The following is a 13441-nucleotide window of genomic DNA, read 5'->3' as shown; positions in this document are numbered from 1 at the left end:
CCCTTGTACGTCACCTCGACACCGACTCCCGCCCCGAGCGCCCCCACCATCTTGCGCGCGCCCCCGTACGGCGTGGCGGGATCGCCCGTGTTGCCGATCACCAGGATCGGAGCCGAGCCCGGCGCGCTGACCTCGGGATGGTCGGACGCCCCGGCGACGGCCCAGTCGGTGCAGGTGAGCATGGACCAGGCGAGCCAGTCACCGAAGACGGGGGATGCGGCCCGGAACTCTCCCTGCTTCGCCTCCACGTCCTTCGTGGTGTACCGCTGTTTGTCGTCGGCGCAGCTGATGGCGACGTTCGCCGCGGCCAGATTGCTGTACTCGCCGTTCTCGTTGCGTCCGTTCATCGAGTCTGCCAGCAGCATCAGCAGCCGGCCGTCCCCGTCGTACGCCTGTTGGAGCCCTTCGGTCAGATAGGGCCAGAGGTCCTTGGAGTACAAGGCCTGCGCGATCCCGGTGGTGGCGGCGGACTCCGTCAGGTCGCGGGGGAAGACGCCGGGGATCGGCTTGCGGTCGAGGTCGTCGAGGAGCGTCGTGATGCGGTTCTTGACGACCTGCGCGGTGTCGCCGACCGGGCACTCCTCCGCTTTCGACACACAGTCCTCGGCGAAGTTGTCGAGAGCGAGCTGGAAGCCCTTGGCCTGCCCGAGGCTGCTCTGTTCCGGTGTCTGTGTCGGGTCGACGACGGCGTCGAACACGGCCCGTCCCACGTTCTTGGGAAACAGGTGGGCGTAGACGCCGCCGAGTTCGGTGCCGTAGGAGATGCCGAAGTAGTGCAGTTCGTCGTCGCCGAGTACCTCGCGCATCAGGTCCAGGTCGCGTGCGGCGTCCGGGGTGCCGACGTGCGGGAGGGTCTTGCCGGAGTTGTCCTCGCAGGCCGCGTTGAACGTCTTCGTGCTGTCCAGGAGTTCCTTCCGTTCCGACGCGTCGTCCGGCGTCTGGTCCTGCTGGAAGTACTCGTCGAGTTCCTCGTTGTCCTCGCACTCGACGCCCGCGCTGCGACCGACTCCCCGCGGATCGAAGCTGACCAGGTCGTAGCGGGTGCGCAGTGTGGTGAAGTCGGCGGCGAAGGCGGGCAGCCCCTTGACGCCCGAGCCCCCGGGGCCGCCGAAGTTGAAGACGAGCGAGCCGATCCGTCGGTCCTGGCCACCGCTCGACCGCGCCCGGATCAGCGCGATGTCGATCGTGTCGCCCTTGGGGTCGCCCCAGTCGAGAGGAGCCTTCATGGCTGCGCACTGCCAGGGGGTGCCGTTCGGCAGGGGCGAGGGCGCGGGACCGCCGCCCTCGGACGCCGAGGGCGCCGGGCAGTCCTTCCAGTCCAGTTTCTGGGTCGTCAGATCCTCGTTCTTGCCCCTGGCCTCGCTGCCGCAGCCCGCCGCCGACCAGGACAGCACGACGGCCATGGCGGTCAGGGTGACGGCGCGCAGCCGGAGCGAGGTGGGCATGCCCTCATCCTGAAGCCGCCCCGTGCGGTGCGCTCGGGGCGCGGGCCGAGCGGGTGAGTAGGCCTGATCCGCCTCCACGCGCGCGTGGAGGCGGCGCACCGCCCCGCTAGAGCGCGCCCTTGCGGGTCAGCTGGTTGAAGGCCAGCCACCCCGGCAGCACGGGCAGCCACAGCGTCAGGAGCCGGAACAGCAGGACCGCGGGGGCCGCGACCTCCTTGGGGAGGCCGACGGCGATGAGACCGACCGTCAGCGTGGCCTCGACCGCGCCCACACCGCCGGGCGTCGGCGCCGCAGAGCCCAGCGCGTTGCCCGCGAGGAAGACGACCGCGACGCTGGCGATGCTGATCGAGGCGTTCTCGTCACCGAACGCGCGGATCGAGGCGTCCAGGCACATCACGAAGCAGCCGGTGAGGAGCAGCATGCCGCCGATGCCGGTGACCAGCTTCTGCGGCCGCTGCAGCACGTCGAGCATGCGGGGGACGACACCGGCGAACAGCGACCGCACGCGCGTGACGACGAACTTCCGCAGGAAGGGGATCGACGTCACCACCAGGACCAGCACCGCGACCGTCAACAGGCCCGCGATGACGGTGCGGGACGGCGACAGGGACGGCGTCTTCTCGGTTCCGGTGAGATAGCCGAAGGCCAGCAGCATCAGGATGTGGCAGCCCAGCCCGAACAGCTGCGAGGCGCCCACGCTGGCCACCGCGAGACCCGGCCGTACCCCCGCCCGCTGCAGGAAGCGCGTGTTGAGCGCCACACCACCCACCGCCGCCGGGGCGACGATCTTCACGAACGACCCGGCGACCTGCGCCGCCACCGTCCGCGGGAACGGCACCCGTTCCGGTACGAAGCCCAGCAGGGCCATCGCCGCCGCCACATAGCTCAGCGCGGAGAAGAACACCGCCGCGGCGACCCAGCCCCATTCGGCGTTCTTGATGAGCGGCCCGAACTCGATGTGGGTCAGCTGCGTCAACAGGAAGTACGCGCCGATGGCACCGGCGATGAAGCTGATCAGGGTGCGCGGCCGGACCCGTTCCAGGCGGGCCGGTTCGACGGGCGCCTGCGGCCTGATGAGCAGCACCTGGTGACGGATCTGGGTGAGCAGGTCCTCCTCACGGGCCTCCTCCAGAGCCTCGTCGATGGCCCGCTTCTCCGCGCGCTGCTCGGCTCGTACGGCCTTCTTGGCGGTCTTGCCCGCCTCGGCCTCCTTGTGCTCCTCCGCGCGGGCCTGCTTGGCCAGCTGGGAGGCCTCCAGGACCGCCTCGCGCTCGCGCTCCGCCCGCTCCCGGGCCAGTCTGCGCAGGGTCGCGCGCGTGGAGCGGGACAACGCGATGGGCTGCAGCATCGGCAGGCAGTCGGCCACCGCGTCGGGGCCGAGGACACTCACCGCCGACGCCACCGCCCGCTCGGCGCCCACCCGGAGCCCGAGCGTGGTCAGCAGCTGGGAGACGTCCATGCGGAGCACCAGGTCGCCGGCCGCGATCTCACCGACGCGCAGATCGGTGAGGATCACCGTGCCGGAACGATCCACCAGAATCGCGTCGCCCACCAGCCTGCGGTGCGCGATACGGCGTGACTGCAGGGCCTTCACCTGGGCCCAGGTGTCGTGCAGCAGTTCGTCGGTGACCTCGTCGTCCGACAGCGAGTCCAGGGTGCGTCCGCCGGTGTGCTCGTAGACGAGCATCACCGCGTCCGGGCCGAGTTCGGAGGTCGCGATCAGCTTGGGGGCGTTGGCGCCGGCCGCGATGGCCGCGTACGCGAGGAGCGCCTCCTGCTCCAGGGCCTGGCGCAGGGACTGCAGGCTGCGGCGCGTGGTGATGCCGCGCAGGGTCAGCCGCCGCCAGACGCGGTAGAAGAAGCCCTGTGCCTGCTGCTCCCGGTCGACCACGGTCACGTCGAGGGGTGGGCCGTCCTCCAGCGTCACGAAGTACCGGCGGCCCCGGTCGCCGCCTTCCGTGGCGTCCGAGGCCTCCTCGCGGGCGGCGCTGACCGGCTTGAAGCCGACCCGCCTCAGGCCCGCCATCAGGGTCCGGCCGGTGGGGCGCACGTTCGGCGAGCCGACGGCGTAGAGCGTCCCGTAGGCGACCGTCCAGCCGATGAGTACCGTCAGGATGATCGAGAACGGTGTCGTGTAGCCGGCGACCAGCATGGAGAACGTGTCCAGCAGCAGCACGATCCACAGCACCGCGCGCCAGCGGGGTCTGCGGGACATGCCCACGGCCGTCATGTAGGCGATGACCGGCGCGAGATAGCCGTGGACGGGGTCCGTGAGGGCGTGGATGTCGCCGGGGGAGGGCTGGGTCAGCGCCTCCTGGATCGAGTCCGGGGCGGTGCGGGCGACCCACAGGTCCGTCGCCAGGGTCACCCCATGTGCCAGGACCGCCGCGAGCACACCGTCCGCGATGCGCAGCCCGTCCCGCTTGATGAGGCGCTCGATCGCGAAGGCGACCGGGACCAGCAGGATCGCGATGCTCGACCCCAGGCCCGCGAGCTTGATCATCAGGTCGGGTGCCTGGCCCGTGCCCTTGTTGATGTCCTGTTCGAGGCCGGCCGTGGTGCCGTGCGCGAACGCGGCGATCGCCAGCAGGACGATGATCCCGAGGATGCCGACCGACAGCCGCATGAGGTCCGAGGGACGGTGCACGCGCGCGGGGAGCAGCGGTTCGTCGCCCTCGACCGCTTCGGTGTGCCCCTCGTCCGGGACGTCGGTACCCGGTCCGACCTGCGACGACGTGTCGTCGTGCCGGTCGTCGCGCGCCCTGGGGGAGAGCGATGTCTCCGCGGGCGCGGTGTTCGCCGGGTCCTTCGGGGCGGCGGTCTCGGCGCCCTTGTCGTCCCCGTCGGCGGCGTCCGGGCGCGACGAGGCGTCAGAGGTGCCCGCCGCGTCATCGGGGTGCACGCTCTGCTGCTTCATCGTCTCTTCTTGGTCTCGTATCACCAGTCACCGCCCGCACGATGGTGGCATGCCGGGTGGGCACACAGGGGCATCAGGGTGCAATGCGGGGTCGCACAGTCTGCCCGAAGACGGTCTTTGGGGCGAGGGACGCACGCGTCGGCCACCACGTCCCATTGTCGGTGGGGTGGGGCAGGATGGGCCGGATGAGCGAGGAGAGCCTTCCGGCGGACGCCCTGCCGGAGTACGCGGAGCGGGTCCTCGAGGTCGCCGAGCTGATCCCGCCCGGGCGGGTCATGACGTACGGGGACGTCGCCGAGTGGCTGGGGGAGGGCGGCCCGCGCCAGGTGGGCCGCGTGATGGCCCTCTACGGGGGTGCCGTGCCGTGGTGGCGGGTGGTCCGCGCGGACGGCCATCTGCTCCCCGGCCACGAGCTGAGAGCGCTGGGTCACTACCGGACGGAGGGCACGCCCCTGCGTGAGGCGAGCCGCGCCGCCGAGGGCCATGTGCCGCGCCTCGACATGAAACGGGCGCGCTGGGACGGCGACGAACGTGCCGAATGGGACGGCGGCGAACGCGCCGGCAAGGACGGCGGCGGACGTGCCGGTCGGGACGGCGGCGAACGCGCGGAAGATCACACCTGACGTCATTCCGCGTCCGCCAACCGTCGAGGCGCCCCCGTACGGGGGAAGCGGGGCACGGCGGTGGCATGCCGTACGTTCGTGGGGCGAGGGACGCACGTGCCGCGTGAGTCGGGAGGGAACAAGAGGAAGCTGAGCTTCCGCGCCACCCGTCGGCGTAGCGTCGGCTGCACGTGTCCCCCTCACCCCGCCGCCACCGCTCTCCACGAGTAGGGGCAGGGCAACCAGCACACCCACCAGGACCGGCGAACCACGTGAGCTCCTCTTCCTCCACCAGGCGCCTGTCGCACACCCAGGTGCGACAGGGGAGCCGTGGCGCTTACCGACTGGTGCGTACCCCACCGGTCCGATCGAGTCCCCCTCGTCTGGACGCCGAGCAGACCGCCGTGGTTGACCACGAGGCGGGCCCCATGCTCGTTCTCGCAGGTCCGGGCACCGGAAAGACGACCACGCTCGTCGAGTCCGTGGCGGCCCGCATCGCTCGCGGAACCGATCCCGAGCGCGTCCTCGTCCTGACCTTCAGCCGCAAGGCGGCCGTCGAGCTGCGCGACCGCATGGCGCTGCGCATGGGCGCCGCGCGCGCCCCCCGGGCCACCACGTTCCACTCGTTCTGCTACGCCCTGGTCCGCGCCCACCAGGACAGCGACCTGTTCGTCGAACCGCTGCGCCTGCTGTCCGGTCCAGAGCAGGACGTCGCCGTCCGTGAGCTGCTCGCGGGCCAGCCCGCCCTCGAACGCCTCGGTCTCGCGCACGTGAGCTGGCCGGACGAGCTGCGCGCCTGCCTCACCACGCGCGGGTTCGCCGACGAGGTCCGCGCGGTCCTCGCCCGCAGCCGTGAGCTGGGCCTGGCCCCCGCCGACCTGCGGGCTTTCGCCGACCGCATCGGCCGCCCCGACTGGCGCGCGGCCTCCGCCTTCCTCGCCGAGTACCTCGACGTCCTCGACCTGCAAGGGGTCCTCGACTACGCGGAACTCGTCCACCGCGCGGTGCTCCTCGCCGGCCGGCCCGGCGTCGCCGAGCAGCTGGCCGGGCAGTACGACGCGGTCTACGTCGACGAGTACCAGGACACCGATCCGGCGCAGGTACGGCTGCTGAGGGCCCTCGCGGGCGGCGGCCGCACCCTGGTCGCCCTCGGCGACCCCGACCAGTCGATCTACACGTTCCGGGGCGCCGACGTGAACGGCATCCTGGACTTTCCGGCCGCCTTCCCCCGCGCGGACGGACGCCCCGCGCCGGTCGCCGTCCTCCGGACCTCCCGCCGCTCGGGGGCCGGCCTGCTCGCGGCCACCCGACTGCTCACGCAGCGCATGCCGCTCACCCGCCTCCCGGCGGAGAAGGTACGGGCCCACCGCGAGCTCCGTCCGGTATGGGACGGCGGACGCGTCGAGGTCTACACGTACCCCACGCCGGGCACCGAACTGGACAACATCGCGGACGTCCTGCGCCGGGCCCATCTGGAGGACGGTGTCCCTTGGGGTGAGATGGCCGTCCTGGTACGCGCGGGTGCCCGCACGATCCCGTCGATGCGACGTGCCCTCACGGCAGCGGGCGTACCCCTGGAGATCGACGGCGACGACCTGCCGCTCCGCCACGAGCCGGCCGTACAGCCCCTCCTGACGGCCCTGCGAGCGGTCGCCCGGGCGGAGCTGGGGGACACCGGCTCGACGGCCGCACAGAGGCCGGTGGAACCCGAAGAGGACGCGAGGGCAGGACAGAGCGACGGGGCAGAAGAGAGCGAGAGGGCAGGAGAGACCGGAACCGGCGGGGCGCCGGAGGCGGACGACGAGCCCGACGCCGGGTCGGCTCCGGAGCGGGACCACGGGCCCGATGGCGGTCCTGCTTCGGAGGCGGACGATGGGCCCGACGGCAGTGCGGCTTCGGAGGCGGACCACGCGCCCGATGGCGTTCCGGCGGCGGAGGCCGGCGAGCCGTCCGGCTCTCCCGAGCCGGCCACGTGCTGGCTGGACACCGAGACCGCGCTCACCCTCCTCGCCTCCCCCCTCGCCGGTATGGACACCGCCGATCTGCGGCGGCTGGGCCGTGCCCTGCGCGAGGAGGAGCGGGCCGGTGGCAACCCCGTGCCGCCGCCCTCGGACGAGCTGCTGGCCCGCGCCCTGGCCGAACCGGAACGGCTGGTCGCCCACGACCCCGTGTACGCGCGGGGCGCGCAACGCCTCGGCGCGCTGCTGCGGAAGGCGCGGGAGCGTCTTGCCGGCGGCGGCACGGCCGAGGAGGCACTGTGGGAGCTGTGGGACGGCACGCCGTGGCCCAGGCGCCTGGAGCGGGCCGCCCGGCGCGGCGGGGCGGCCGGACGCAACGCGGACCGGGACCTCGACGCCGTGTGCGCGCTGTTCGCCACCGCGGCCCGCGCTGAGGAACGCAGCGGAGGTCTCGGCGCGCTCAACTTCCTCGCGGAGATCGAGGCGGAGGACATCGCCGCGGACACGCTCACCGGCAGGGTGGTGCGCCCCGACGCCGTGCGCCTGATGACCGCGCACCGCTCCAAGGGCCTTCAGTGGCGCCTGGTCGTCGTCGCGGGCGTCCAGGAGGGCCTCTGGCCGGACCTGCGCCGCCGTGGCTCTCTCCTGGAGGCCGACCGCATCGGCCGCGACGGCCTCGCCGAACCGCTCACCCCCGGAGCGCTGCTCGCCGAGGAGCGGCGTCTGTTCTACGTGGCCGCCACGCGCGCGCGTGAACGCCTCGTCGTCACCGCGGTGAAGGCCCCCGCCGACGACGGCGACCAGCCCTCCCGCTTCCTCGCCGAACTCGGTGTGGAACCCAAGGACGTCACCGGCCGCCCCCGCCGCCCGCTCGCCGTGGCCGCCCTCGTGGCCGAGCTGCGGGCCACGACGGTCGACCCGCGGGTGTCGGACGCGCTGCGTGCGGCAGCCGCCCGGCGACTGGCCAGGCTCGCCGCCCTGAGCGACGAGGACGGCCGTCCCCTGGTGCCGTCGGCGCATCCGTACCGCTGGTGGGGCATGTTCGAACCCACCGAGAGCAAGGTCCCGCTCAGGAACCGCGACCAGCCCGTCGTGCTGTCCGGAAGCGCCCTCGACCAGCTCGCCAACACCTGTGCCCTGCAGTGGTTCCTGGGGCGCGAGGTGAAGGCAGACGCGCCCGCGACCGCCGCCCAGGGCTTCGGCAACGTCGTGCACGTCCTCGCGGACGAGGTCGCCTCCGGACGCACCCCCGCCGACCTCGACGTCCTCATGGAGCGCCTCGACTCCGTGTGGAACGCGCTCGCCTTCGACGCGCCCTGGAAGTCCGACCAGGAGAAGCAGCACGCGCGCGTGGCGCTCGAACGTTTCCTGACCTGGCACGTCGACTCGAACGGGCTGCGTGCCGGACGTACCCCGGTGGCCAGCGAGCAGGACTTCGACGTGACCCTGGAAGCGGGTGACTACGAGGTGCGCATCCGGGGGTCCATGGACCGGGTCGAGACCGACGCCGAAGGCCGCGCCTACGTGGTCGACTTCAAGACCGGCAAACAGGCGCCGACCGCCGCCGAGGTCGAACGGCACCCGCAGCTCGCCGTCTACCAGCTGGCGGTCCGCGAGGGGGCCGTCGACGAGCCCTTCGGCGGCGCACGGCCCGAACCGGGCGGCGCCGAACTCGTCCAGCTGCGGCAGGGCGCCGCCAAGAAGAACGGTGGCGAGACGCTTCCCAAGGTGCAGGCTCAGGGACCTCTGGAGGGCGACTGGGTCGGCGGCCTCCTCGCCAACGCCGCCGGCAAGGTCCTCGACGAGCGCTTCTCCCCGACGGCCGGACAACACTGTGCACACTGCGCTTTCCGGGCGTCCTGCAGCGCCCGCCCGGAGGGCCGCCACGTGGTCGAGTGACCGACGTGATCCACAGCACCACCCCTGTTGACCAGTGCTTGTCCCCGCCGGGGCGGTGATCCGGCGTCCGTTGTCAGTGGCCGCCGCTAGCCTCTCTGGGGTGTCCGCCCGTATCACTGATCCCGAGCAGCTCAAGGAGCTCCTGGGCATCCCGTTCACCCCGGAGCAGACGGCCTGCATCATCGCGCCGCCCGCCCCGCAGGTGATCGTGGCCGGAGCAGGCTCGGGCAAGACCACGGTGATGGCCGCGCGTGTGGTCTGGCTGGTCGGTACCGGACAGGTCGCCCCCGAACAGGTGCTCGGCCTGACCTTCACCAACAAAGCGGCCGGCGAACTCGCCGAGCGGGTGCGCAAGGCCCTGGTCAAGGCGGGCATCACCGACCCCGACGTGATCGACCCCGACAACCCCCCGGGCGAGCCCGTGATCTCCACGTACCACGCCTTCGCGGGCCGGCTCCTCACCGATCACGGGCTGCGCATCGGACTGGAGCCCACCTCCCGCCTCCTCGCCGACGCCACCCGCTACCAGCTCGCCGCGCGTGTGCTCCGCGAGTCCCCGGGCCCCTACCCGGCGCTCACCCGCTCCTTCCCCGACCTCGTCAGCGACCTCCTCGCGCTCGACTCCGAGCTCGCCGAGCACCTCGTACGCCCCGAGGAGCTCCGCGCGTACGACGCCGAGCTGATGCGCGACCTGGAGAGCGCCAAGCTCTCCAACGCGGACCTCCGCAAGGTCCCCGAGGCGGCCGCCGCCCGCCGGGAACTCGCGGAACTGGTCGGCCGTTACCGAGCCGCGAAGCGCGAACGGGACCTCCTCGACTTCGGCGACCAGATCGCCCTGTCGGCCGGTCTCGGCCGGCTGCCCGAGGTCGGCCGCCTGCTGCGGGACGAGTTCCGGGTGGTCCTCCTCGACGAGTACCAGGACACCTCCGTCGCCCAACGCGTCCTGCTCGCGGGCCTGTTCGGCGGCGGCACCGGTCACCCCGTGACCGCCGTCGGCGACCCCTGCCAGGCCATCTACGGCTGGCGGGGTGCCTCCGTCGCCAACCTCGACGACTTCCCCGAGCACTTCGCCCACTCCGACGGCCGCTCCGCGACCCGCCAGGCGCTCAGCGAGAACCGTCGCAGCGGCGGCCGCCTCCTCGACCTCGCCAACGGCCTCGCCGAGCCCCTGCGCGCGATGCACGCGGGCGTGGAGGCCCTCAGGCCCGCCCCCGGAGCCGAGCGCGACGGCCTGGTCCGCTGCGCACTGCTGCCGACCCACGCCGAGGAACTCCGCTGGATCGCCGACTCGATCGCCCACCTCGTACGCACCGGCAAGGAACCGGGCGAGATCGCGGTCCTGTGCCGTACGGCCACCGACTTCGCCGACATCCAGGGCGCGCTCGTCGCCCGTGACATCCCGGTCGAGGTCGTCGGTCTCTCCGGGCTGCTCCACCTCCCCGAGGTGGCCGACCTCGTCGCCGTCTGCGAGGTCCTCCAGGACCCCGGCGCCAACGCCTCCCTGGTCCGCCTGCTCACCGGCCCGCGCTGGCGCATCGGGCCCCGCGACCTCGCCCTCCTGGGACGCCGGGCCAGGCTTCTCGTGTCGCACGCGCGCGTGGGCGCCGACGACGATCCGGACCGCCGGCTCGCCGCCGCCGTCGAGGGTGTCGACCCGGCCGAGGTGATCTCGCTGGCCGACGCGCTCGACACGTTCCTCGAACTGCCCCTCGAAGCCGAGGGCGAGGACGACGGGCTGCCCTTCTCGCCGGACGCGCGCGTACGGTTCGCCCGCCTCGCCGCCGAACTGCGCGACCTGCGCCGCTCGCTCGCCGACCCGCTCATGGACGTCCTCCACCGGGTGCTCGCCGTCACCGGCCTCGAAGTCGAACTCTCCGCCTCCCCGCACGCGCTCGCCGCACGTCGCCGCGAGACGCTCTCCAACTTCCTCGACATCGCCGCCTCCTTCGCCGCCAACAGCGAGGGCGAGGCCACCCTGCTCGCCTTCCTCGGCTTCCTGCGCACGGCCGCCCAGTACGAGAAGGGCCTCGACAACGCCCTTCCGGGCGGCGAGAACACCGTCAAGGTGCTCACCGCCCACAAGTCCAAGGGCCTGGAGTGGGACGTCGTCGCCGTTCCCGGCCTCGTCACCGGGACCTTCCCCAGCACCCAGGGCCGCGAGAAGTGGACCGCGCAGGGCAGGGTCCTGCCGCACGAACTGCGTGGCGACGCCGACACCCTCCCTGACGTGGAGGCCTGGGACTCACGCGGCCTGAAGGCCTTCCACGAGGCGATGAAGGACCACCAGCACACCGAGGAACTCCGCCTCGGCTATGTGACGTTCACCCGACCCCGCTCCCTGCTCCTCGGCTCCGGCCACTGGTGGGGCCCCTCCCAGAAGCGCCCGCGCGGCCCGTCCGACTTCCTCACGGCCCTTCACGACCACTGCGCCGCCGGGTTCGGCGAGATCGAGGTCTGGGCCGACGCACCCGAGGAGGGCGCGGAGAACCCCGCCCTGCGCGAGGCGTCCGCCGACCACGCCTGGCCGCTCCCGCTGGACGGCACGGCCCTGGCCCGCCGCCGCGCGGCCGCCGAGACCGTCCTGGCCCACCTGGAGCGTGCCTCGGCCCCCGAGGACACCCACCTGGAGGGTGCGGACGACCCGTACGCCTACGAGGACCCGGACTGGCCGCCTCCGCCGGACGACGAGCACCTGGACGACGGCCACCAGGGCCGCCTCCCCGACGACCTTCCGGGGGACGGGTCTTCCGAGGAGGACGCCGCCGACTGGGACTCCTGGACCATGGACCGCCCTGCCGAGACCCCGTCCCCACGTCCCGGCCACGGCGCACGCACGCCCTCGGTGCCGCACGCCCGCAGACACCCCGCCGAGGACGACCTGACGCCCGAGGAGGCCCGCACCATCGCCTCCTGGGACCGCGATCTCGACGCCCTCACCGGAGAGCTTCTGCGCGCCCGCGCGAAGGTCACCGAGGTGCCCCTGCCGGCGTCGTTGACGGCGTCGCAACTGGTGCGCCTGGCCGCCGACCCCGACGGCTTCGCCCAGGAACTCGCGCGCCCCATGCCACGCCCCCCGCAGCCCGCCGCGCGCCGCGGCACTCGCTTCCACGCCTGGGTGGAGGCCCGCTTCGAAGAACTGCGGCTGCCCATGCTGGAACCGGAGGACCTGCCCGGCAGCGAGGCCGAGATCGCCGACGAACGGGATCTGGAAGCACTCAAGGAAGCCTTCGAACGCACCCCCTACGCCCACCGCACGCCGTACCGCGTCGAGGCGCCCTTCCAGCTCGGGATCGCCGGACGTGTCGTACGCGGCCGCATCGACGCCGTGTACCGGGACACCGACCGCGACGGGACGACGAGGTACGAGATCGTCGACTGGAAGACCAGCCGCGCCCGCACCGCCGACCCCCTCCAGCTCGCGCTGTACCGCCTCGCCTGGGCCGAGCAGCGGGGCGTGCCCCTGGAGTCCGTGGGGGCCGCATTCCTGTACGTACGTACGGGTGACGTCGTACGACCGGAGAACCTGTCCGACCGGGCGGCTCTGGAACGGCTGCTCCTGGAGGAGCCGGGATCCGAGGTCCCCGCGTGGCCGGACGAGGCCCGGGGGTCGTTCGGGGACGAACCGCCGGACGAGTACGCCGGTGCGGGCCGATAGTCTCGTGAGCATGAGCGAGACCCCGGACAGCGCCGTCCGTACGTACATCGAGAACCACCGTGCCGCCTTCCTCGACGACCTCGTGGAATGGCTGCGCATCCCGTCGGTGTCGGCGCAGCCCGAGCACGCGACGGACGTACGCCGCAGCGCCGACTGGCTGGCCGCCAAGCTCCGGGAGACCGGCTTCCCCGTCGCCGAGGTCTGGGAGACACCGGGCGCCCCCGCCGTCTTCGCCGAATGGCCGTCCGAGGACCCCGACGCCCCCACCGTCCTGGTCTACGGCCACCACGACGTGCAGCCCGCCGCCCGCGAGGACGGCTGGAACAGCGAGCCGTTCGAGCCCGTCATCCGGGAAAACCGCCTCCACGCGCGCGGAGCGGCCGACGACAAGGGCCAGGTGTTCTTCCACACACTCGGCGTCCGTGCCCACCTCGCCGCCACCGGCCGCAGCACCCCCGCCGTCCACCTCAAGATGATCGTCGAGGGCGAGGAGGAGTCCGGCTCCCCCCACTTCCGGGCCCTCGTCGAGAAGCACGCCGAGCGGCTGGCCGCAGACGCGGTGGTCGTCTCCGACACCGGCATGTGGTCGGAGGACACCCCCACCGTGTGCACCGGCATGCGTGGCCTCGCCGAATGCGAGATCCGGCTGTACGGCCCCGACCAGGACATCCACTCCGGTTCCTTCGGCGGCGCCGTCCCGAACCCGGCCACCGAGGTCGCCCGCCTGGTCGCCGCTCTGCACGACGAGCACGCGCGCGTGGCGATCCCCGGCTTCTACGACGGCATCGTCGAACTCACCGACCGGGAACGCGAACTCTTCGCCGAACTGCCCTTCGACGAGGAGCGGTGGCTGCGCACGGCCAGGTCGACGGCGGCACACGGAGAAGCGGGACACACCACCCTGGAGCGCGTCTGGGCCCGCCCGACCGCCGAGGTCAACGGCATCGGCGGTCGGGCGGGCCCAG

General features: G+C 72.7%; 6 protein-coding genes. 4 read left to right on the top strand and 2 right to left on the bottom strand.

What is annotated here, in order from left to right; all coding sequences use genetic code 11:
• Both AOK15_RS26160 and AOK15_RS26155 read right to left on the bottom strand, forming a co-directional pair.
• A partial coding sequence (locus tag AOK15_RS26160; RefSeq protein ID WP_055520815.1) for an alpha/beta hydrolase occupies positions 1–1445 on the bottom strand: 1445 nt, incomplete at its 3' end.
• 106 nt (positions 1446–1551) lie between these two features.
• Positions 1552–4362: a lysylphosphatidylglycerol synthase transmembrane domain-containing protein gene (locus AOK15_RS26155; RefSeq protein WP_055520814.1), complete on the bottom strand. Its 2811-nt coding sequence runs from the start codon at positions 4360–4362 to the stop codon at positions 1552–1554.
• Between the two features lie 185 nt (positions 4363–4547).
• Here AOK15_RS26155 and AOK15_RS26150 point away from each other — a divergent pair, with 185 nt between their 5' ends.
• The 4 genes from AOK15_RS26150 to AOK15_RS26135 all read left to right on the top strand — a co-directional run.
• Positions 4548–4985, top strand: coding sequence for an MGMT family protein (locus AOK15_RS26150; protein ID WP_055520813.1), 438 nt, complete (start codon positions 4548–4550; stop codon positions 4983–4985).
• A 251-nt stretch (positions 4986–5236) separates the two neighbouring features.
• Positions 5237–8821 carry an ATP-dependent DNA helicase gene (locus AOK15_RS26145; RefSeq protein WP_079058706.1) on the top strand — a complete coding sequence of 1195 codons (3585 nt, stop codon included), beginning with the start codon at positions 5237–5239 and terminating at the stop codon, positions 8819–8821.
• Positions 8822–8921: 100 nt separating this feature from the next.
• Positions 8922–12476: an ATP-dependent helicase gene (locus tag AOK15_RS26140; protein WP_055520811.1), complete on the top strand. Its 3555-nt coding sequence runs from the start codon at positions 8922–8924 to the stop codon at positions 12474–12476.
• Positions 12477–12486: 10 nt separating this feature from the next.
• A partial coding sequence (locus tag AOK15_RS26135) for a M20/M25/M40 family metallo-hydrolase (protein WP_055520810.1) occupies positions 12487–13441 on the top strand: 955 nt, incomplete at its 3' end.

Origin of the sequence: Streptomyces ossamyceticus (assembly GCF_001418475.1) — a bacterium.
GTDB lineage: Bacteria > Actinomycetota > Actinomycetes > Streptomycetales > Streptomycetaceae > Streptomyces > Streptomyces ossamyceticus.
Note: the sequence above shows the minus strand (reverse complement) of the source record. Positions and strands in the feature narration are given on the sequence as shown.

Coding starts and splice junctions, on each gene's coding strand:
- AOK15_RS26150 (WP_055520813.1), top strand. CDS start 4,548: ATGAGCGAGGAGAGCCTTCCGGCGGACGCCCTGCCGGAGTACGCGGAG.
- AOK15_RS26155 (WP_055520814.1), bottom strand. CDS start 4,362: ATGAAGCAGCAGAGCGTGCACCCCGATGACGCGGCGGGCACCTCTGAC.